The organism is Phycisphaera sp., assembly GCA_025916675.1.
Lineage (GTDB): Bacteria > Planctomycetota > Phycisphaerae > Phycisphaerales > UBA1924 > JAHCJI01.
This window is the reverse complement of the sequence record CP098402.1, coordinates 3,512,007-3,531,301: the sequence shown is the minus strand read 5'-3', so window position 1 is coordinate 3,531,301 and position 19,295 is coordinate 3,512,007. Positions and strand designations below refer to the sequence as shown.

Sequence of the window (19,295 nt, the reverse complement as noted above, 5' to 3'; positions counted from 1 at the left end):
GGCTCAGTGCCCGAACAGGTTCGTCTGCGCGAACATGCCCGACTCCTCGAAGTGGGTGATGGCCTCCTCGACCGTCGAGAAGATCCGCGTGGCCGTCTCGGTGATGAAGGGGCTGGGAGCCTTGGCCGGCCGCCAAACGACGTAGACCTCCTTGGTGTGCTCCCAGGCGTGCTGGAGCTCGCGCTCGACGCCGCTGGAGAGCCCCGGGATGCCGCCGGGCAGCTCGGGGATGTAGCTGACGATCATGTCGCTCTGGTCGATGAGCTTGAAGTCTCGCATGTAGATCTGGCCGTCGATGTCGCCGGCGATATCGAGGACTTCTCTCGTGCGTACGCGTAGGGGCTTGGTGCTGGCCTTGCCGCCGCCGAAGCTATGGGGCGCGTGGTCGAAGAACTCCTGGCCCTGACGGGCGGCCTCGAGCGCACGATCCAGCAGCAGCTTCTCGTCGACGTCGCCCGGGTCAAAGGTGATGAACTGCTCGGCCAGCTTGGCCCGGAAGGCGTCGATCTCGGCCAGGACCTCGGGCATGTCCACCACATGGCTCATCGGAAAGCTGGGGTAGACCTTGCGCATCTCGGGCCGGCAGACCAGGCGGAACATCGTCCGCACCGTGCTGGCGTGGCGGCCCCGACTGACGATGTAGAAGTCGCTGCCGGGCACGGCCTGGCTCATGAGCTCGGTGGCCAGCAGCTCTTCCTCGCGCCAGACCATGCAGTCCTTCATGGTGGCGTCGATCTCGTGGTCGCGGTGCAGCCGCTCGTGGACGGTCTCGATGTTGTCCACCAGGCAGATGAACAGGTCGGGCCGCATCTTGGAAATCTGGTCGAAGTCGAAGGCGCTGAACAGGCCGTGCCGCCAGCGGAAGGTCGCGTGGGTGTTGACCAGCACGTTGGTCGCATCGCGGGTTTCGCTGATGACGTCCTTGAAGGCCGCCCGCCGCAGCGAGTGCAGGCGGCTCAGGGGCAGGTCGAGGATGCGGCCGGGCCGGACGTCTGGGGCCTCGGCGTACATCATGTCGCCCACGTTAAGCAGTTCGATTGACTCGCCCTGCTGGCCCGCGAAGGCGGCTACCTCGTCGAGGTAGGCCTTCTTATCCAGCCCGATCTGCCCGGTGACAATGGCCCGCATCGAAGCCTCCAACGCTGAAAAAGTCGCGTATGCGACAACCCGACCCCCGCCTCACGGAGAATGCCTCCGGAGGCCCCTCCCTGGGCAGTGTATGGCCCCCCGGCGGCCGCCCTTGACCGAACTGGATCGTCCTATAGGGCGTAGCTACTCTTGGAACTGGATTCTGGCGCGGCGGACCCGGGGGTACCGCCGGCCGCGATCTTCCGATGCGACTTGCCCTGAAGGTCTCTCTCGGATGTATTTTCTCAGGGCAGGAGTCAGAATCGTGAAGATCTATGTTGGTAACCTCCCGTATGACACGTCCGAAGGCTCGCTCCAGGAACTCTTTGGTGAGTTCGGCGAAGTTGAAAGCGTGTCGCTGATCATGGACCGTGAAACCGGTCGTCCCCGTGGCTTCGGCTTTGTCGAGATGACCGACGATGCCGCGGCCCGCAACGCCCTGGAAGGCCTGAACGGCAAGGACTTCGGCGGTCGTCCCCTGACGGTCAACGAAGCCAAGCCCCGTGAGGGTGGCGGCGGCGGTCGCGGCGGCTTCGGCGGTGGCCGAGGCGGCGGTGGTGGCGGCGGCTACGGCGGTGGCCGTGGCGGCGGCGGTGGTGGCGGAGGCGGTGGCTGGGGCCGTCGCTAAAGACCATCGGGTCCACTGTCCGAAACAAAGGAACTTATGACAACCATCCCATCGACGCCCCCTGTGGTCGTCCGTCGAGACGCCACGGCTCAGGCTACAGCCCGCGCTGCGGCTCGTGAGACCGAAGATTACGGCCCCCTGCCCCTTGGGCAGCGGATCGCGAATCTGATCTTTATCATGGTGCCACTGTGCATGCTCGTGTGGGCTATCGCCTATTCGTGGGGGCATGGGGTGGGATGGACCGAACTTGGGCTGATGACCGGGCTCTACCTGGTCACCGGCTTTGGCGTGACGATCGGTTACCACCGGTTGTTCACGCATAAGTCCTTTCGCACCGGCCCGGTCATGACCACCATCTTGGGGGTCCTCGGATCGATGGCCAGCGAGGGGCCGATCATTACCTGGGTGGCCCACCACCGGTGCCACCACCAGCACAGCGACGCCGAGCACGACCCCCACTCGCCCCACGGCCACGGCTCGGGGTTCAAGGGGCTCGTCAAGGGCTTCTTCATGAGCCACGTGGGCTGGATGATCGTCGGCGGTCGCCGCGACTTGAAGAAGTACGTGCCCGACCTCGAGGCCGACCCGCTGATCCGCCGGCTCAGCAGCATGTTCCTGGTGTGGATGGCCCTGAGCCTGGCCCTGCCGGCCGTGCTCGGTGGCCTGATCACCATGAGTTGGTGGGGCGCGTTCCTGGGCTTCGTGTGGGGCGGGCTCATCCGCATCGCGGTGGTCCACCACATTACCTGGAGCGTCAACAGCGTGTGCCACATCTGGGGCACCCGCCCGTTCGATAGCCACGACGAGAGCCGCAACAACGCCATCGTGGGCGTGCTGGCGCTCGGCGAGGGCTGGCACAACAACCACCACGCCTTCCCGACGAGCGCCCGCCACGGGCTGAAATGGTGGCAGTTCGACAGCAGCTACCTCATCATCAAGGGCATGGAGAAGCTGGGGCTGGCGCGGGACGTGAAGGTGCCCAGTGCCGAACGGATGGCGCAGAAGGCCGCCGCGGCCTGAGCGTGATCTCGAGTTCGAATCCCAAGCCCGTCGGACGTGTCCGGCGGGCTTGTTTTCTTGACCCGGCCCTATCGGTTGCGGCCGAACTCGCTCAGGATCCCCTCGAACTCGCGATCGAGTTGCCGCCGGTCTTCGCGGCACTCGTCGATGGTCTCGTTGGCCTCCCTAGCGCTCGCCCAATCCTGGGCGGCATCGGCGTGAAGATGGGCGTCGATCGCGAGAGCCCACGTGCGGTTGATCGTCTTGGCGCGTCTCTCGTAGCGGCTCTGGATGTCTTCCAGTTCTGCACGCTCTTCATCGGAGAGATTCCTCGCGCGCAGCAACGTCATGAGCACCTTCTGCGGGCCACTCCGCTCGTAGGGCTCGGGCCAGAAGGCCTCTCGCACGGCACGATCCCAGGCCTCGTGGTGTTCAAGGGGTAGCGCAGCCTTGATCCGGGTAGCATACTCGGTGTTGATGCGCTTGGCCCGCAGTTGTGCCGAACCCATCGAGGCGGGCACCTCGCCATCCGCTGGTGCTTTCGCGGGAACATCACCGGATTGCGTGTCAAGGAACATCCGATGCACCGGATAGATCTCCACCTCGTACTCAAGCAGAATCGGTTCGATGCCGTCGAGATCCGAATGGCCCTCGGCGCGCACCATGGCGGAAACATCAGCCGAGTCGCCCCACGGGCTCTCCAGGGCCGAAGCACGATCGCGGCACCAGGCGCGTTCCACACGCTCGACACCATCGCGTTGCTCGGGTGTGATTGCCAACGCAAGAATATCGTCGAGCAGCTTGTGCTCGATGGAGATCGGTGCCAGCACGCTCGGTTCTTCGTCGGCCCCGGCCGTGGCCCGCATCAGGGCGTTGGTGTACGCCGAACCGAGCCGGCCTTCCCTGATATCTTCCAGGCCCTCGGTCGCGTGCCGGGCGAAGCGTTGCTGCAACGCGTTGCCAATACGCCGCATCTCGGCCACGTACTCGCGGTGCAACTCGATAGCCACTTCGGTCTGTTGCGCATCCAGCTCGAGCAACTCGGCATAGTACCGAACATCGGCCCGATCGATCGAATGGAGTTGCTGCGCTGCCACGGACGCGTGTGCACACGCGACGACGGCACAGGCCACGGCGGGCTTCGGAATCGGCCACATCACCCACCCCCGCCCATCTCCCGCAACACGGCGTCCACGTCGATCTCGCCGCCAGCGCCCGCGGGCATCGCTTCGCGTTGCTCGGGCGTGAGGATCTGGAGGATGCGCCCGGCGAAGCGCTCGTCGATCGCCATGCGGGCCTCGCGGGCGGCCTGCACCGCCTGGTTCCTGGCCTGGTAGGCCTCCCAGTCGTCGGGCGTCGAGTCCCGGCCCAGGTCACGCCTGGCCTCGTCGAGGTCCCGCACCGCCCCGATCCACCGCTGGTTGGCGCCCTCGGCCTCTCGCGTGTAGTGGGCCATGGTGGCGGCGATCGTCTCAAGCTGGTCGTCGGTCAACCCCTCAAGCTCCACGGCGGCATCGTGCGTGCGGTGGACCTCGCTGGGCGCGTACACCTCGGGCCAGCGGGCGAGCTTGTAAGACCGATCCCACTCGGCCTGGCGTTCCGCGGGCAGCACCTTCAGAATCCGGCGAGCGTAGCGGTCGCCGGCCGCGTTGAGTGTTTCGGCCATGGACACGATCGCGGCCTGCATCTCGTTCTCGGTGTCGCCGTCGGCCTCGCCTTCCATAAACGAGCGGACCATGCTGCGGTAGCGGTCGAAGGTCTTGGTCGCGAACGGCCCGCACAGGGGCTCGAGCTCACGCTCATAGGCGAGCAGCACGTCTGCGGCGGAGCTCCCTTGGTCTGTTGGCCGCAGCGGTGGCTCGAGCCCCCGCGCGATGCGCACGAGATCGACGGCACGCTCGCCCCCGTCGACACTCACGAGCGCCACGGCCAGCTCGCGCTGCCTCGCGCGCACGACGCGGCGGTGGCCCTCGTTCTGAGTGTCGTCGATGGCCAGCGCGCCCAGGTCGGCCACGTATTGCTCGCCGAGTTCGACGCTGCGGTCAAGGAAAGCGAGCACCACGCGCATCCTGTCGCGCACGCGCTCCATCATCTCATCGGGGTCGCCACCGGCGGCGTCTTCGGCCTGCTCCATCACGTCGCGCGTGGTCATCGCGGCGTCGCGGTATTGCTCCAGGTAGTCACGGTGCATGTCCAGGGCCATCTCGCGCTGGAGATCGTCCAGACCCATCAGGGCGGCGTAGGACCGGGCCGAGTCGCGATCGATGCTCAGGACCATCATCTCCTGGAGCGTCTCGTCGTCCTCGGTCTCCGTCTGCTGGTCGGTGCCGCGGGCCTCCTGGGCCGCCGCGAGCGCCGGGCCAGCACGCCAAACCCCAGCGCCCATTGGCCACCCCGCCACCATCGCCAGCCCGACCGCCCCCGCCATCCACGCCTTCGTGCCCATGCGAATCCCCTTCCCGCCGGTGCCCCCGGCATTGGGTTATAGGGAAGGCGACCCGCCCGGTTGCGGCCCCGGCATCGCGATGCGGCCTGGCATGGGTCGAACGCGGAGCGGGTGTTCTTGGGCGATCGCGTTGCTCGCTTGACGGGCTACCGCCCGGGCCGCTGAAGCGGCCGCGCCTCTCGCATGCGCTGTCGCTCGGAAGACCTCGCTCGGCGGATGCTTCGGCGTCAAGAGCCCAGTGCGTGCGGGCGCGAGTTGGCTCTTCGGCGACGGGGCATCCGCACCAGCCCGTCTTCGGGCGCAGGGCGCATGTCCCGGCGCGGCGGCCCCCGGCCGCCCGGCCGGTAGGCCGCAAGGGAGCGCAGCGAGCGCCCAAGAACAACCCAACGGAGCGCAGCGGAGGCGCGGCCGTCTTCGGCCCCGCCGCAGCGTCGAGCATACGTAACCCCCCAAAGCACCAACCCGAACACCCCGCGCCCGACCGATCACGCCACCCGCGCCCCGCACTCCGGGCACGCCGCGTCGGTGTCGAGCCCGTCCCGGTCGTACCCACACCCAACGCACCGCCCGCGCCGCCGCCGCAGCGCCCGACGCAGCACGCGCGGGGTGCGGACCAGGGCGAACGTAAGAACGGCGTAGAAGAGGGTGTTGAGAAGGAAGCCGGGCCAGAGTGGGAGCAGGGGGAGGGCGAAGCGGTCGAGGTTATGCGTGGTTGCGGTGGGGTCGCGCCAGAGCTCGAGCCCGTGGCCCAGCGACAGGCGCGGCGAGCCCAGTGGCTCGGGGGCCGTGCCCCGTCCGACCGAGCGGGCGTCGTGCGAGACGACGCGCATGGCCGGCACTGGCACGCCGGCCTCGAACCACTCGAGCGTCTCGAACGTGTCGACGCGCGACCGGCCCGCGCCGTGGGAGAACATGGCCACGTTTCGGTCGGCCCGCCACCCGAACCCCACGCGGTGCTGCCACTCCTGGGGAAAGAAGTCCGCCGGGCGAGCGTCGGCCAGCGATGCGGGAATGCGCCGCCACCGGCTCCACACCGCCACGAGGGTGTCCTGGTCGGCTTGGGCGTAGACCGGCCACGACGAGACCGAGCGCGCGGCGCTGAAACGCGCGCAATGGATCGCCCACGACGAGAGCACCGTCGCCACCGCCCCCAGCAGGGCGTAGACGAGCACCGTGCGCACGAGCCGACGCCAACGCATGGGATCAGGGTACCGGCCGGGGGGCCAGCGCGATCAGGGGGCGGGCTCGCGGCCGCACTCGGGGCAGGGGGTGGTCGGCTCCAGGCCCTCTAAGTTGTACCCGCAGGCCGGGCAGTGGCCGCGGTAGCGCCGCACGAGCACGCGGATGGGCCGGGCCCCGTGCACCAGCAGTGCCAGGCCCGCGGCGGTGAGCAGCGTGTTCGCCAGGAACCCCGGCCAGATCGGCCGCAGCGGCAGGGCGGCGCGGGCGAACGCCGTCGTGCCCGGTGTGGCACCCTGGTAGAGCGTGAGCCCGTAGAGGTAGCTCACCGGCGGGGCCGAGGCGGTGGACGTGTAATTCGCCGTAGTCCGCGGCGTCATCGCGTGATCGGCGTGCCGCATCGCGAGCATCGGCCAGCCAGCGGAGAACTCGGCCAGCAGGTCGACGCCGATCGATCGGCCACCCGCGTGATCCTGCTCTACTCGCGCGTAACTGGCCCGGCCACGCCACCCCCACAGCCGCGTGCCGCCCTGGCGGATGGGGATGATCGTGACGGCCCGAGGCTGATCCAGCCCCGCCGGCGTCGGGCGCAGGGCGTCCCATTGCTCGGGCGTGAAGCGGCCGGCGGCGGGCGAGCCAGTGAGCTCGAGCATGATGCCCGCCCCGGCCAGGCGCTGGAAGTGGACCTGGTGGATGGCCCAGGCGCCGGCCACCGTGATGGCCGCCGCGACCGCGAGGTAGACCATCGCCCCCAGGATGAACCGCACGGCCCGCATGGATGGGTGGTACGGGTGGGGGGCCCGCCGGGTTGCGGGCTACTCGGGCAGCGGCGCCCGCCACAGGCCGTAGGGCTCGCGGGGCATCAGCCCGTCGAAGCTGAACTTCTTGGTCTGGTGGATGCGGCTGGTCGTCGCGTAGATGCCATCGGGCGTGACGGCCAGGCTGTCGGGCCAAGCGAGGTGGTCGCTCTGGACGAGCGTGCGGTATTCACCATCGGGCGTGCGGTAGGCGATCGCGTCCTCCTCCAGCGCGGTGAAGTAGAGGTTGCCACGCGAGTCGGCGGCCATGCCATCGGTGGCGACGCTCGGGCCAACGGCTTCGACCGCCGCCGCGATCGTGAACTCGCGGGCACCGAAGTCGGCGAGCACGCCCGCGGGCACGCGGTACAGCGTGCGGGCCGTGAGCGCCTGGAAGTAGACGTGGTCGTCCGCGGGGTTGTACGCGATGCCGTCGGCGTGGATCTGGGGAACGGCTCCGCCGGGGGTCTGGCCCACGCGTAGCTCGCGGCCGCCGACGATCGGGACGACGCCGCGTTCGGCCTTGGTACTCTTGTGGTTGGCCAGCACGCGGCGCGACGTATTGGTGTTGAGGTCGACCACCACGATCGCGCCCAGGCCAGAGTCGGTGATGAACGCGACGTTGCGTTCCGCATCGATACGCACGTCGTTCAGATAACTCTGCTTTGGCGCAACGGTCTCGTCGAAGCGGATCACACGCACGACCTGGTCGGTATCAAGGTCAATCTCCACCAGTTTCGCCGCACCGGACACCACGCCGGCCATGTTCGGGCTCGCCGGGTCGAGCACCCAAAGCCGATTCTTCGCGTCCACGTACACGCTCTGCACGCACACGAAGCGGAACGCCGGATCGGGGTCCAGGTCGGTCTCGGCCGGCGGCCAGCGGTTCCACTGCGCGTCGGGGTACGCCCGCCGCACGCCATCAACGATCTCGAAGACCGCGCCGTGGTAGGGCCCGTCCCAGTTGGGAAAGCTCACGAAGACCCGGCCGTCGCCGGTGGCCGCGACGCCCGTCCACTGGAAGCCCGGGCTCATGAGGATGGGCTCCAGGCGGGTCTCGATGTAGTCGGGCTGGCGGTATTGCCGGGACACACCGATCGGGTCGTCGGCATGCGGCGCCGTGTGGCAGCCGGGCAGCGTGAGGGCCAGGGCCAGGGCGGGCAGGGCCACGATTGGGAGTGCTCGTCGCATGGCCCAAGCGTATAGAGCCCGCCCCTGGGGGCCTACGCTGGAAGGCCGGATCTCCCGCACCCGCACAACCCCCCACCGGAGGTGGCCATGGCCGTTCTCGTCGACGCAACAACCAAGGTCATCTGCCAGGGCATCACCGGCAGCTTCGGGGCCGTCCACACCAAGGGCTGCCTGCACTACGGCACGCAGCTCGTCGGCGGCGTGACCCCCGGCAAGGGCGGCACCAAGGACGACAACGGGCTGCCGATCTTCGACACGGTCAAGCAGGCGGTCGACGCGACAGGGGCCACGGCGACCATGATCTTCGTGCCCCCGCCGTTCGCGGGCGACGCCATCCTGGAGGCCGCCGACGCCGGGCTGCGGCTGATCTGCTGCATCACCGAGGGCGTGCCGGTGCACGACATGGTCCGCGTGCGGGCGGCGCTCGACACGATGAACATCGCCGCCCGCGGCGCCGAGGCCACGCCCACCCAGGACCTGTACACCCTCATCGGCCCCAACTGCCCGGGCATCATCACCCCCGGCCCCAAGACCGGCGAGGGCACCAGCGCCAAGGACACCTACACCAACTCGGGCTGCAAGATCGGCATCATGCCGGGCTACATCAACACGCACATCAGCGAGCCCGCCTGCACCACCGGCAAGGCCGTGGGCATCGTCAGCCGCAGCGGCACGCTGACCTACGAGGCCGTCTGGCAGTGCTCGCAACTGGGCATCGCCCAGAGCACCTGCATCGGCATCGGCGGAGACCCCGTCCGCGGGCTCAGCCACGTCGACTGCCTGCGCCTGTTCCAGAACGACCCCGACACGCATGGTATTTTGATGATCGGCGAGATCGGCGGCAGCGACGAGGAAGACGCCGCCCGCTACATCCGCGAGCACGTGACCAAGCCCGTCGCCGGCTTCATCGCCGGCCAGACCGCGCCCCCCGGCAAGCGCATGGGCCACGCCGGTGCCATCATCAGCGGCGGCGAGGGCACCGCCGGCGCCAAGATCAAGGCCCTCGAGGACGCGGGCGTCACGGTCTCCAAGAGCCCCGCCGAGATGGGGCAAGCGATGGCCAAGGCGATGGGGCTGGAACTGGCGGCGGTCTAGGCAAACCTGGCGCGATGCTCAGTTGCTCTTGTGCGAGAGCACCATTTCTGGTATGCTGGTCGCGATCGATCCCGATCGAGGAGGTATCCCATGCCCAGGAAGACTGCCAGCCGCACTATTCGACCCGCGTTTGTTGTTTTATCGGTAGTTGGTCTTGCCGCCGCCGCCCACGCCCAATTTATCCAAATCGACATAGCCAACCCCACGCTGGCCCCCGGCGAATCGACCATCATCACCATGAGCGCCAGTTATCCCTCAGGCGACTACGCCATAGCGGGCATCGCCACCGAGATCATCGACAACACCGGCCGTGGCGGGTTCAGCGACCTGTCGCTCATCGCCCCCATGGATGGCCCGGGCACCAGCTCGGGCTCGCTCGGCCCGGGGGGTATCCAGGGCATCGTTGCCGGCCAGTTGAACTTCCCGCCCGCGGGCATCTACGCCGATTCCACCAACCCGATCGCCTTCTGGTCGATGACTTTTACGCCGACCGACTTTGCCATGCCGATCTTGGACATCGAAACACGGACCACACGCTTCGACGTGTACCCCGAAATGGGCAGCGCCCGCAGCGAGTCGCGCCTCGACGGGCTGACCGAGGGGCGGGCAGTGATCTTCTTCCCCGCACCGGGAACGGCGACCGTGCTCGGCTTGGGCACGCTGGCACTGGTCCGGCGGCGGCGCTGAGCCCCGAAACCCTGCCCCGGCGACAACAGCATTTCATACGGACTTCGCCGCCATCCGCAAGCAGAGCGTGGCGCGCGTCCAATAGCATGCCTCATGTCCGACACCCCCGACACCAATCCGCCACCGATACCGCCCGAGCCGGCTGCCGGTCCACGCCGCGATCCCGAACTGCCCGCGCGCCTCCGTGCCATCCAGGTGCGCACCGGCGACCTCGTGCGGTTGCGCGTGCTGTTCGGCGCCATCGTGCAACTGCTGGGGATGGGTTTGGTGGTCTTCAGCGTGCTGCCCGTCGGCTGGTGGCTCATCGAGGGCATCGACGACGGCGACCTGTGGTGGATGGAGTATTACTGGCCGCGCCTCGCGCTGGCGGCATACATGGTGCTGGTCGGTGGCGGCATGGTGCTCTTCGGCGGCCTGCTTGGACGGGTGCTCGTGCGGTCGCGCGTGGGGCCGGTCGCCTGCCCGATGTGCAAGTTCGAGCTCACCAGCCTCGACCGCGGCCGATGCACCGAGTGCGGCTATGAGGCGAACCCGGCCCTGCCCGAACTCGGTGTGCCACCCATCGAGCGCGTGCTCGTGGCGCGGCTGGCCGCGTTCGTGCTCACACGTGTTGTGGCCGTCGGGATCGTGACGCTGGCGTTGATCCCGATGATGCGTTTCGTGCTGGTGGACGTGCGGGAGGGGTACTCGGGCAGCGTCGAATTTGTCGGAGCGCTCCTGCCGACCATGGCCATTGCGGTGCTGGGGCTTACGCTCTGGCTCCTCGCTGGCCCGCTGAGCGCGATCATGGTGCCTATGAAGTGGGCCAGAAAGCTGGCGGCGGCACGCGCGGATGATCAATGACCGGTTCGCTGCGTCCGGTCGAACCGCGCGGCTCGGATTGGTGTATCTATCCGCATGAGCCCGAACACGGATCGCCTGCTCGACTTCCTGCGGGACCACGACGCACCGTGCCCGGTGTGCGGCTACAACCTTCGCAACCTCACCGTGCCCACGTGCCCCGAGTGCCAGCACACACTCGAGCTCACCGTGGGCGTCACGGGCGTACGCATCGGCCTCTACATCGCGACGCTGGCGCCGTTCATGTTCAGCGGCATGGCGGGGCTGGCTCTCGGCTCGCTCATCGTGACCGTGGCAGCGGCCCCCGGCGGCGCGGGCACGGGCCCACCGCCCATGCTGTACCTGCTCACCGTCATCGGCCTGGCCAGCGGGACTTTCGCTATCGCGTTGCTCGTCTTCCGACGCCGCTTCCTGGCATTCGCGCCCGGCACGCAACGCTGCTGGGCGGTGCTGGCGTGGACGGTCCACCTGTTGCCGTTTCTGGGCTTGCTTGGCGTAGTGCTCGCGACAGCGTAGCGGCGGCCTACCGCCGCCCACGCTTCGGATCGAACGCCTCGCGCAATCCCTCGCCCACGAAGTTCAGCGCCAGCAGCGTGGCCCCGAGCAGCAGGCACGGGAACAGGATGAGCCACCACAAGCTCTCGTAGGGGTTCAACTCGTTCAACCCATCGGCGGCCAGATTGCCCCAGCTCGGCAGCGGCGGCTTCACACCGATGCCAAGGAAGCTCAGGAACGATTCCTGCAAGATCGCCAGCGGCACGGTGAGCGTGGCGTACACGATGATCGGCCCGAGCAGATTGGGCAGCAGGTGCACGATGAAGATGCGGCGCGTGGGCGCGCCCGCGCTCCGGGCGGCCTCGATGAAGGGCAGGTTCTTCAGGCTCAGCACCTGGCCCCGGATCACACGCGCCATCGTCAGCCAGCTCACCCCGCCGATGGCGACGAGCAACACGACCAGGTCGAGCACGAGCCGTGTGCTTTCCTGGAGTTGCCGAGGCTCCCGCGCCTTCAGGGCCATGGCGTCGATGACCGTGCCATTGGTCAGCACGATGGCGTCGGGAGCGTCCTCGGTCGTCGCGGCGGCACGGGCCTCTTGGGTCGCGGCGACGACATCCGCCACGACACCGGTCATATCCAGATTGACCGCTACGGCGCCCAGGGGCGAATCCGGTTCGTACGGCTCGCCGCGCCACACGTCGATCTCCCGGCTCGAAGCCGGCGAGCCGTCCTCGCTGGCCAGGATCTTCGCCTGCCGCGTGGTCCAGCTCTGGCGTGCCTTTTGCTGGGTCACATACTCATCGATCGCGGCGTCGCTGGCGACCGCCAGCAGCACCACGAGCAGGATGTACGGCAGGCCAAAGAGCACGTCGACGATGCGCATCATGGCCGCATCGGCCTTGCCGCCCGCGTAGCCGGCGATGGCACCGTACAGCGTACCGATGATGACGCTGATGAGCGCGGCGCTCAGACCGATCCCAAGCGAGATGCCCCCGCCGGTCATCACGCGATACAGCAAGCTGCGCCCCAGCACGTCGGTGCCCAGCACCATGGCCAGGCGGTTGCCCTGATAAGGCCAGTGCTCTTGCATGGCCTCGGCAACATCACCATCGGTCGCTTGCAGGGCCTGGCGATCGGTCACGCCATGCTGCGCGGCGATCTCATCGACCGTTTCGGCGGGAACCAGCCCGTTGAGCTTCACCGCGCTCTCGTCGCTCACCGCCCACCATGGGGGCAAGCGACCATACTCGGCGCTGCCCGCGTTGTAGCGTTCGACGGATGCACCCTCACTCACACCGGGGTAGCTGTTTGGCGCATCGCCAAGCGTAAAGAACAAGCCCAGCAGGCACACCGCCAGCGTGACCGCCAGAAACCCCATGCCCGCCATGCCCGCCCACGAGCGCGTGAGCGGGTTGTCACGCTCCACGGGCGGCGCGGCCATCGCGGGGACGGCCTTTGCCTCGGCGTTGGGCTGGTTCTTGTCGGCCTTGGCCATGGTGGTTCGAGTGGATCAACCGTCGGCTTGCGGCGTGAAACTGGCCCCGTCGAGCACGTCGAAGCTGACCATATCGCCAACCGGGAAGTCCCCCGCGTGCTGGCGGCCATCGGTCAACGAACAGTGGATGGGAACGCCCGCATCGACCACGACCTTGTCACCTTCCCTGGCCACCACACGCCCCTGCACCCTCCGCGGCCGGCCGATGACCGGCTCGACGAACTGCCCGCCGCTTGGCACCGTGTCCACGCGGCGGGCCCGGGCCGAGATCGTGCCGAAGACCTTGTCGCCCGGCTCGGCCGCCAGGGGGGCGGTCGGCAGCAAATACAGCACGTAGCTGGTGTTCGAGAACGAGAGCCGGACGTGGGCGGGCTTGGTGGCCGTGGCGGCCACGGCCTCCTTCAGCACGCCTCGGGCCAGGCCCGGGGCGATTCTGGTGGTCGGGGCGGGGTGGATCATGGCCTAGTCTACGCGCCCTACATCAGCCGCAGCCCGCGTCAAACTCGTTCTGGAACGCGAGGAAGTCGAAGATCGTCAACTCGCCATCACCGTCGAAGTCGGCCCGCAAGTCCCCCGCATCGAACAGGTTCTGGTAGCCCAGAAAATCGAAGATCGTCAACTCGCCGTCACCATCGATGTCGGCGCGGCAAGCAACGCCCGCCTCGATTACCACGTTGTCGAACACCGCGAGAATGCCGTCGAGCTCGCCCGGCATCGTTCCGCCGCGGGCGATAAAGCGGATGCGCTCGAACTCGACGCCCGAAATCTCCATCCGCGTGTGCTGGATGTCCGAGGGCGTCACGCCCGGATGGATGAAGCAATCGCTCACCACCACGTCGTCGCCCACCAGTCCTTCGAGGCACACCTCGGTGCCCTCCCAGTTCGAGCGGCCGAGCCAGAACAGGTCGATGCGCGCGGTGGAAGCCGTGTCTCCGGTCGTCGCGATCCACTGGTGCGTGCGTGTGAAGCCCAACACCGGGCCCGACGACCACGAGCCAGTCGTCATCACGTTCACCGGGCTGAACTCGGGGAACGAGCCGATCGAGCCCGTGCCGTTCGTCGCGGCGAACTGCACCTGATTCCCGCCGGGGAACCACAAGTTCTCGGAAAACGTGATCCCACCGTCGGCGAACGTGCGTCCGAGAAAGCCCGATGCGAACCCATCGAAACCGGTCTCCTCACCAATAGCGACGGCCCCGACAACACCCAGGGCGGCAACACCCAACGCTCGCGCACGGCTTCCAGTCATCTCGATCTCCTCCTCGGCAACGCAATGTTCCAAACAAACACCGATGGCCGCTGAGCATTACCCACCGGCCATCGTTTCAGCATCAGGTTGTACGCGCCACACCCGCTGGGTGTTGCGACAAAACGGTCGCCTAGCGGCGGCGACGGACAGCGGCCAAGCCACCGAGCGCCAGCAGCGAGAGCGATGCCGGCGCGGGAATCACAACGATGCCGCGGGTGTCCACGCCATCAACCAGCACCATCAGGCCCGTGCCGTCGAGCTCGACCTGGCTGATCTGGCCGAGACCAGCACCGAAGCCCTCATCGAACACGAGACGATCATTGAACGGATCGTATTGGATCTCCTCGGGGGTGTCCAAGCCGTCGAGAAGCACCCGGATCGAATCGAATGCACCCGAGCCATCAAGCGTCATCTCGTAGATGGCACCCTGGTTGCGATCGGTCAGATAGACCAAGCCATTGGTCGGGTTCACGGCGATGCCAGCGGTGTCCAGCAGCGGTTCGGCCAAGCCGGTCACGGAAGTGTCGGCCAGATCGACCACGAGCTCCTGCGAACCCGAGAGCGAGCCGTCGATGTTGATGCGGAACAGGGCGCTGCCGGTGCCGAGCTCACCCGGGCCAACAACGGCGCCGCTGCCGTTCGGGCTGGTCACGAGGTAACTATCACTTGTGGGATCGGGCACCAAACGCGACGCACCCTGGTAGCGCGGCCGCGGGATCGACAGGTCCTGCTCGAAGATCGTGGTGACCGAACCACCCATCGTAATGCCCAGGATGCCATCGACACTGCCGGCAATGGGAGAGAACGGGTTGTTGACGGTAATAAAGTTGCCACGGGCGGCATCCCACTGCAAGCCAATGGGGTTCTCGATGGGCATGCCCGTCGCGACCGGAGTGATGGAAGGCGTGCCAAACGCGCCGTCAAGACGATACAGACCACTGGTCAGCGTGGGATCGAAGTTGGCCGCCCCGTCATTAAAGAAGAAGCTATCGCCAACCTGGACGATGCCAGCCAGGAACGCCCCGGGATTGGTGACGTCGATGATCCTGCTCTCGACACCGCCGATGAACGCATCGATACCAGGATCGTTCCGGTTGGTGTACAAGAACTCTGACTGTTGGGCCAAAGTGGTGCCCGCCACCGCTAGCAGCGTGACGGCAGCAATCGTGCTCTTGATCTTGCTCATCATGTATCTCCTCGCTCATCTCTCGGCACCCGCACCAGGCGAGTGCGGCCTCGAGCCGTCAGGGGCCCCGTTTTGCCCACCGACGCTTCGTCATTAGTGTACACGACCGATGCGTGTTCACCAAAAGAATTTTACCTAGAGCGCCAATCGGCCACGGGTGTATAGGCAATTTCCCACATAAGCCATGCCCAGCACCAACGATCGGCATTGAACTCCCGCGTCAGCCGATGTAGACTTAGCAAGCCTATTTGGCTGCAATTGGGGATTAGTGTAACGGTAGCACCGGTGATTCTGATTCATCTAGTTCAGGTTCAAATCCTGGATCCCCAGTTTGTCCACATTGTCCCGTTTCGGGATAACTACGCCTAAATCGAGCATACAAAGATCTTTACGTGGCCAGCACGAGAGCTATTACGCGCTTTGCCCCGGCTTTGGCCCGCCGCTTGCAATACCAGCCGCTAACAACATCCGCCGTTGGGCCGAGCCGAGACCGAGCTTTCCTAGGGAATCCTCGTAGATCCATGTCGCGTCCCCACCCCGAGCCCGCCGGACGCGATCAGCATGGCCCGCGGCCGCCTTCCAGACCCTGACCGTGACAGCCCGATGCGTCGTGGCAAACTCGAACCCGACCGACCGACCCCTCACGTCTACTCGCCCATCGAACCCGAGGGTTTCCAGCGTCTTGGCCAGGCGCGGGTGGGTCGCCGCATGGCGCTCGACGCAGGGTGGTTGCCACAAGCCGCCCCAGAGCCCGCCCGCCGGCCTGGGTTCGAGCAAGACCCGGCCTCGGCGATCGACGACAACCACCGCGGAGATCGCCAGCGGCTTGCGCGCCACTCGTGACTTCGGCCTTGGAATCCGATCGGTGATACCAAGCTCGTGCGCACGGCAATGCTTCGACGCCGGACACGCATTGCAGGATGGCGCGCGCGGTGTGCACACAGTCGCGCCGAGTTCCATCACGCCCTCGCTATAGCTGGCAACATGATCGCTCGATGCGCGCGCAAGATCGGTCGCTCGCTCCCACGCCCAGGCCTGAACACCCGACCCGTCGGCGGGCTGATCGACACCATGCAAGCGCAGCAGCACTCTCGATACGTTGCCGTCGACCAGCGGCTCGGGTTTGTCGAACGCGATCGATGCAACGGCACCGGCGGTGTACCGCCCCACCCCCGGCAACGCGTGCAATTGATCGACATCGTCGGGGACCGAGCCGGCGTGGCGTTCGACGATGGCACTCGCGCACGCGTGCAGCATCCTCGCCCGGCGGTAATAGCCCAGCCCGCTCCACATCGCCAGCACGTCGTCCACCGATGCGCGCGCCATCGCGGCCGGCGTCGGAAAGCGGGCGGAAAAGGCATCGAATCGCTCGGCCACGCGGGCCACCTGGGTCTGCTGGAGCATGATCTCGCTCATCAGCGAGAGCCAGGGGTCACGGGGCGAGAGCCGCCAGGGGAGCGGCCGCGCGTTGGCCTCGAACCACTGGGCGATGGCTCGCGAGATCACCCGATCCTTGCCCGGCTCGCCCGGCGGCAGGTCAGCCATGCGAGGCCGGCTCGTCATGGGCCTGGATGGCCGCCTTGGCCTTGCGTTTGATGGCGGGCCACTTCGCGTCGGGGGCCTTGCCCACCGTCACGAACTCATGGTGGATCAGCACGACGCGGACACCTTCGATGGCGTACAGGGCCACCGCCAGAGCGTCGGTGCAGCCGGCCGGCGGGGTTTGGCGATACGACCGGGGAGACGCGGCGATCGGGCCGTCCAGCAGGATCTTGACGGCGTGCGGGTTGGGCGTGGATTCGAAGCCGGTGACGCGGGGCATAGTTCGCTGGGCAGCGTAGGGCCCCGGGACGCATACAGTGGCTCGTGCGGCCTGTGGCCCTCGGCTCCTTGGGGTGAAACGCAGTGGACCTGGCGATCGCTATTGGTGACGCGCTCAAGCGCATGGACGGCTACCCGTGGTGGGAGGTCGCCCTCGAGCTTGCGCTCATCGCGTTGGTGGTCTGGGCCATCATCCGGTTCATCGAGGGCACCCGGGCCGCGGGCGTGATGAAGGGCCTGGTGGCCCTGCTGCTCATCGGGCTGGCGGCCCGGCTGTTCCTGTCCCTGGTCGGCCGCGAGGAGGCCTTCGAGCGGCTTGGCTACCTGCTGGATCGGGCGGGCGTGGTCGTGGCCATCGGTCTGGTGGTCGTCTTCCAGCCCGAGCTCCGCCGGGCGCTCACCCGGCTGGGTGAAGCCCCGATCTTCCGCAGCACGCCGGGCGAGATCGCCCAGGTGGTCGACGCGGTGGTCGAGGCGTGCAGCTACTTCCAGAAGGCCAAGTTCGGGGCCCTGATCGTGATGGAGCGACGCACCGCCCTGGGCGGCTTGGCCGAGGGCGGCACCCGCCTGGGGGCCGAGGTCAGCGCCCGATTGCTCCAGAGCCTGTTCTTCCCCGGCACGGCCCTGCACGACCTGGCGGTCATCATCAAGGGCCCGATCGTCCACGCGGCTGGCGTGCAACTCCCGCTCGCTGGTGCCGCCGACATGCCCGACGCGGGCCTGGGCTCTCGCCACAGGGCGGCCGTGGGCATCTCTCGCGAGTGTGACGCCCTGGTAGTCATCGTGAGCGAAGAGACCGGCAGCATCCGCATCGCCGAGCGCGGCAAACTGACCGACCCCATGACGCCCGAGGAGCTCCGGCGAGCCATGATGGCCGGCCTGACCAAGGAGCTGCCCGATCGACCCTCGACCGCCGAGGAGGCCCGCAAGCAACAGGCCAGCGACGCCCCTGCGCCCAAGGACGGCTCCGATGCTTAGTGCCGCACGCCGCAAGACCACGCTGCGCTCGCGCCTGCTGCGTACTGCCCTGGTCATCGCGCTGAGCATCGCCGTCTGGACCTTCGCCGAGGCCCGCAGTCTGACGCTGGCCACGCGCACGGTGACGCTCGTGCTCACCGCGCCCGCCGGCTCCACATTGACGGCCTGGACCGAGCCCGAAATGACGCGACGAGTGGCGGTATCCCTGCAACTCCAGGGTTCGCGCGCGGCGCTCGACCGGGCCGAGCAACGGCTGAGCGAACCGGTCGAGCTCTCGATCGGCGATGGATTGCCCGCGAGCGTCGGCCGGGAGGCCGTTTCGCTTCGGGATGAGCTGCGTGATCACAACGTGTTCGACAGGCTGGCCGTGAGCTTGGTTGACGTGACCCCCCAGACCATCGACGTGCGGATCGACGAGATGATCGAGAAGGCGGTGAACGTCAACATCGTGGCCTCGGGAGCCGACTTCGACAGCCCGCCGATCGTTGAGCCAGCCACGATCACGGTGACCGGGCCGGCTTCGATCCTGAACGCCACGACGGTCGATTCCCTCGACGCGACCGTCTCTTCTTCGCAACGCGGCCTGCTCCGCGATGGGAGCACGACCGAGGTTCCCGGGATCCCAGTCACGATCCCCGAAGCGTGGCAGAGCGAGTTGGTGCGTGTCAGCCCGACGAGCGTCAAGGCGACGATCGCGCTTCGCAGCACAATCGAGAGCCACGAGATCCCGAGCGTCCCGGTCATGGTGCGGCTCTCGCCCACACAAATGCAGCAGTGGCGTGTGCTCATCGCGCCCGAGGATGGCTATCTGCGTGACGTGACCGTGAGCGGGCCGGCCCAGGCCATCGAGGCCATCATCGCCGGCCGCCAGCGCGTGGTCGCCACGCTGCAACTCGAGAGCGTTGAACTCACCGCCGGCCCGGCCGTATTCGAGGCCGTCCTCTCGGGCCAGGCCCAGGGCCTGGACTTCCAGGTCTCCGACAAGAGCGTGCCCGTGCAGGTGTCGGTGATCGAGGCCGAGGCCACGGCCGACCCTGGCTGACCACCACTGGCTGTAGCGGTATTGACAGTCACGGGA

The 19,295-nt window shown here is 67.5% G+C and carries 19 protein-coding genes, 1 tRNA gene and 1 pseudogene; 9 read left to right on the top strand and 12 right to left on the bottom strand.

Annotated features, from left to right (window positions below):
- Nucleotides 1–3: 3 nt before the first annotated feature.
- Nucleotides 4–1,128, bottom strand: coding sequence for an ATP-binding protein (locus NCW75_15150; protein UYV12615.1), 1,125 nt, complete (start codon nucleotides 1,126–1,128; stop codon nucleotides 4–6).
- Nucleotides 1,129–1,363: 235 nt separating this feature from the next.
- Here NCW75_15150 and NCW75_15145 point away from each other — a divergent pair.
- Nucleotides 1,364–1,549, top strand: a pseudogene (locus NCW75_15145) (RNA-binding protein).
- Nucleotides 1,550–1,792: 243 nt separating this feature from the next.
- Complete coding sequence (locus tag NCW75_15140; protein ID UYV12614.1) at nucleotides 1,793–2,776, top strand: fatty acid desaturase; 984 nt, start codon at nucleotides 1,793–1,795, stop codon at nucleotides 2,774–2,776.
- A 68-nt stretch (nucleotides 2,777–2,844) separates the two neighbouring features.
- On the opposite strand, the gene NCW75_15135 is transcribed toward NCW75_15140, so the two are convergent.
- The 5 genes from NCW75_15135 to NCW75_15115 form a co-directional block, all read right to left on the bottom strand.
- On the bottom strand, nucleotides 2,845–3,852 hold the full coding sequence (locus NCW75_15135) for a hypothetical protein (protein ID UYV12613.1): 1,008 nt from the start codon (nucleotides 3,850–3,852) through the stop codon (nucleotides 2,845–2,847).
- A gap of 59 nt (nucleotides 3,853–3,911) precedes the next feature.
- Nucleotides 3,912–5,201: a hypothetical protein gene (locus NCW75_15130; protein ID UYV12612.1), complete on the bottom strand. Its 1,290-nt coding sequence runs from the start codon at nucleotides 5,199–5,201 to the stop codon at nucleotides 3,912–3,914.
- Between the two features lie 485 nt (nucleotides 5,202–5,686).
- Nucleotides 5,687–6,400 carry a hypothetical protein gene (locus tag NCW75_15125; GenBank protein UYV12611.1) on the bottom strand — a complete coding sequence of 238 codons (714 nt, stop codon included), beginning with the start codon at nucleotides 6,398–6,400 and terminating at the stop codon, nucleotides 5,687–5,689.
- A gap of 33 nt (nucleotides 6,401–6,433) precedes the next feature.
- The gene (locus tag NCW75_15120; GenBank protein UYV12610.1) at nucleotides 6,434–7,156 is read right to left on the bottom strand and encodes a hypothetical protein; all 723 of its coding nucleotides are present in this window, start codon (nucleotides 7,154–7,156) and stop codon (nucleotides 6,434–6,436) included.
- Nucleotides 7,157–7,195: 39 nt separating this feature from the next.
- Entirely contained in the window at nucleotides 7,196–8,368 is a 1,173-nt protein-coding gene (locus NCW75_15115) for a major royal jelly family protein (protein ID UYV12609.1), read from the bottom strand.
- An 87-nt stretch (nucleotides 8,369–8,455) separates the two neighbouring features.
- On the opposite strand from NCW75_15115, the gene sucD reads away from it, so the two are divergent.
- The 4 genes from sucD to NCW75_15095 all read left to right on the top strand — a co-directional run bounded on the left by sucD (nucleotide 8,456) and on the right by NCW75_15095 (nucleotide 11,506).
- Nucleotides 8,456–9,463 carry a succinate--CoA ligase subunit alpha gene (gene sucD, locus NCW75_15110; GenBank protein ID UYV12608.1) on the top strand — a complete coding sequence of 336 codons (1,008 nt, stop codon included), beginning with the start codon at nucleotides 8,456–8,458 and terminating at the stop codon, nucleotides 9,461–9,463.
- 90 nt (nucleotides 9,464–9,553) lie between these two features.
- On the top strand, nucleotides 9,554–10,150 hold the full coding sequence (locus NCW75_15105; GenBank protein ID UYV12607.1) for a hypothetical protein: 597 nt from the start codon (nucleotides 9,554–9,556) through the stop codon (nucleotides 10,148–10,150).
- A gap of 93 nt (nucleotides 10,151–10,243) precedes the next feature.
- Nucleotides 10,244–10,993, top strand: coding sequence for a hypothetical protein (locus NCW75_15100; protein ID UYV12606.1), 750 nt, complete (start codon nucleotides 10,244–10,246; stop codon nucleotides 10,991–10,993).
- Between the two features lie 54 nt (nucleotides 10,994–11,047).
- Nucleotides 11,048–11,506 carry a hypothetical protein gene (locus NCW75_15095; protein ID UYV12605.1) on the top strand — a complete coding sequence of 153 codons (459 nt, stop codon included), beginning with the start codon at nucleotides 11,048–11,050 and terminating at the stop codon, nucleotides 11,504–11,506.
- A gap of 7 nt (nucleotides 11,507–11,513) precedes the next feature.
- On the opposite strand, the gene NCW75_15090 is transcribed toward NCW75_15095, so the two are convergent.
- The 4 genes from NCW75_15090 to NCW75_15075 form a co-directional block, all read right to left on the bottom strand.
- Nucleotides 11,514–12,983, bottom strand: a complete 1,470-nt coding sequence (locus NCW75_15090; protein UYV12604.1) for an ABC transporter permease — start codon at nucleotides 12,981–12,983, stop codon at nucleotides 11,514–11,516.
- 15 nt (nucleotides 12,984–12,998) lie between these two features.
- Nucleotides 12,999–13,442: a hypothetical protein gene (locus NCW75_15085; GenBank protein UYV12603.1), complete on the bottom strand. Its 444-nt coding sequence runs from the start codon at nucleotides 13,440–13,442 to the stop codon at nucleotides 12,999–13,001.
- Between the two features lie 22 nt (nucleotides 13,443–13,464).
- Nucleotides 13,465–14,232, bottom strand: coding sequence for a hypothetical protein (locus NCW75_15080; GenBank protein ID UYV12602.1), 768 nt, complete (start codon nucleotides 14,230–14,232; stop codon nucleotides 13,465–13,467).
- Nucleotides 14,233–14,362: 130 nt separating this feature from the next.
- Nucleotides 14,363–15,418, bottom strand: a complete 1,056-nt coding sequence (locus NCW75_15075) for a hypothetical protein (protein ID UYV12601.1) — start codon at nucleotides 15,416–15,418, stop codon at nucleotides 14,363–14,365.
- Nucleotides 15,419–15,677: 259 nt separating this feature from the next.
- On the opposite strand from NCW75_15075, the gene NCW75_15070 reads away from it, so the two are divergent.
- A tRNA-Gln gene (locus NCW75_15070) sits at nucleotides 15,678–15,748 on the top strand.
- An 81-nt stretch (nucleotides 15,749–15,829) separates the two neighbouring features.
- Here NCW75_15070 and NCW75_15065 read toward each other — a convergent pair.
- Together NCW75_15065 and NCW75_15060 are read right to left on the bottom strand one after the other, a co-directional pair.
- Complete coding sequence (locus tag NCW75_15065; protein UYV12600.1) at nucleotides 15,830–16,963, bottom strand: A/G-specific adenine glycosylase; 1,134 nt, start codon at nucleotides 16,961–16,963, stop codon at nucleotides 15,830–15,832.
- A complete protein-coding gene (locus NCW75_15060) occupies nucleotides 16,956–17,240 on the bottom strand; it encodes a NifU N-terminal domain-containing protein (protein ID UYV12599.1) in 285 nt (94 codons plus the stop codon). Before NCW75_15060 ends, NCW75_15065 begins: the two co-directional genes overlap by 8 nt.
- An 83-nt stretch (nucleotides 17,241–17,323) precedes the next feature.
- Between NCW75_15060 and NCW75_15055 the strand changes: the two genes are divergently transcribed.
- Nucleotides 17,324–18,217: a diadenylate cyclase gene (locus NCW75_15055; GenBank protein UYV12598.1), complete on the top strand. Its 894-nt coding sequence runs from the start codon at nucleotides 17,324–17,326 to the stop codon at nucleotides 18,215–18,217.
- Nucleotides 18,210–19,259, top strand: coding sequence for a hypothetical protein (locus NCW75_15050; protein ID UYV12597.1), 1,050 nt, complete (start codon nucleotides 18,210–18,212; stop codon nucleotides 19,257–19,259). Before NCW75_15055 ends, NCW75_15050 begins: the two co-directional genes overlap by 8 nt.
- Nucleotides 19,260–19,295 lie beyond the last annotated feature (36 nt).

What these genes read in the sequence shown, in the direction of transcription:
- NCW75_15150 (UYV12615.1), bottom strand. Translation starts at nt 1,128, where the DNA reads ATGCGGGCCATTGTCACCGGGCAGATCGGGCTGGATAAGAAGGCCTAC.
- NCW75_15140 (UYV12614.1), top strand. Translation starts at nt 1,793, where the DNA reads ATGACAACCATCCCATCGACGCCCCCTGTGGTCGTCCGTCGAGACGCC.
- NCW75_15130 (UYV12612.1), bottom strand. Translation starts at nt 5,201, where the DNA reads ATGGGCACGAAGGCGTGGATGGCGGGGGCGGTCGGGCTGGCGATGGTG.
- NCW75_15125 (UYV12611.1), bottom strand. Translation starts at nt 6,400, where the DNA reads ATGCGTTGGCGTCGGCTCGTGCGCACGGTGCTCGTCTACGCCCTGCTG.
- NCW75_15120 (UYV12610.1), bottom strand. Translation starts at nt 7,156, where the DNA reads ATGCGGGCCGTGCGGTTCATCCTGGGGGCGATGGTCTACCTCGCGGTC.
- NCW75_15115 (UYV12609.1), bottom strand. Translation starts at nt 8,368, where the DNA reads ATGCGACGAGCACTCCCAATCGTGGCCCTGCCCGCCCTGGCCCTGGCC.
- sucD (UYV12608.1), top strand. Translation starts at nt 8,456, where the DNA reads ATGGCCGTTCTCGTCGACGCAACAACCAAGGTCATCTGCCAGGGCATC.
- NCW75_15105 (UYV12607.1), top strand. Translation starts at nt 9,554, where the DNA reads ATGCCCAGGAAGACTGCCAGCCGCACTATTCGACCCGCGTTTGTTGTT.
- NCW75_15100 (UYV12606.1), top strand. Translation starts at nt 10,244, where the DNA reads ATGTCCGACACCCCCGACACCAATCCGCCACCGATACCGCCCGAGCCG.
- NCW75_15095 (UYV12605.1), top strand. Translation starts at nt 11,048, where the DNA reads ATGAGCCCGAACACGGATCGCCTGCTCGACTTCCTGCGGGACCACGAC.
- NCW75_15090 (UYV12604.1), bottom strand. Translation starts at nt 12,983, where the DNA reads ATGGCCAAGGCCGACAAGAACCAGCCCAACGCCGAGGCAAAGGCCGTC.
- NCW75_15085 (UYV12603.1), bottom strand. Translation starts at nt 13,442, where the DNA reads ATGATCCACCCCGCCCCGACCACCAGAATCGCCCCGGGCCTGGCCCGA.
- NCW75_15080 (UYV12602.1), bottom strand. Translation starts at nt 14,232, where the DNA reads ATGACTGGAAGCCGTGCGCGAGCGTTGGGTGTTGCCGCCCTGGGTGTT.
- NCW75_15075 (UYV12601.1), bottom strand. Translation starts at nt 15,418, where the DNA reads ATGAGCAAGATCAAGAGCACGATTGCTGCCGTCACGCTGCTAGCGGTG.
- NCW75_15065 (UYV12600.1), bottom strand. Translation starts at nt 16,963, where the DNA reads ATGGCTGACCTGCCGCCGGGCGAGCCGGGCAAGGATCGGGTGATCTCG.
- NCW75_15060 (UYV12599.1), bottom strand. Translation starts at nt 17,240, where the DNA reads ATGCCCCGCGTCACCGGCTTCGAATCCACGCCCAACCCGCACGCCGTC.
- NCW75_15050 (UYV12597.1), top strand. Translation starts at nt 18,210, where the DNA reads ATGCTTAGTGCCGCACGCCGCAAGACCACGCTGCGCTCGCGCCTGCTG.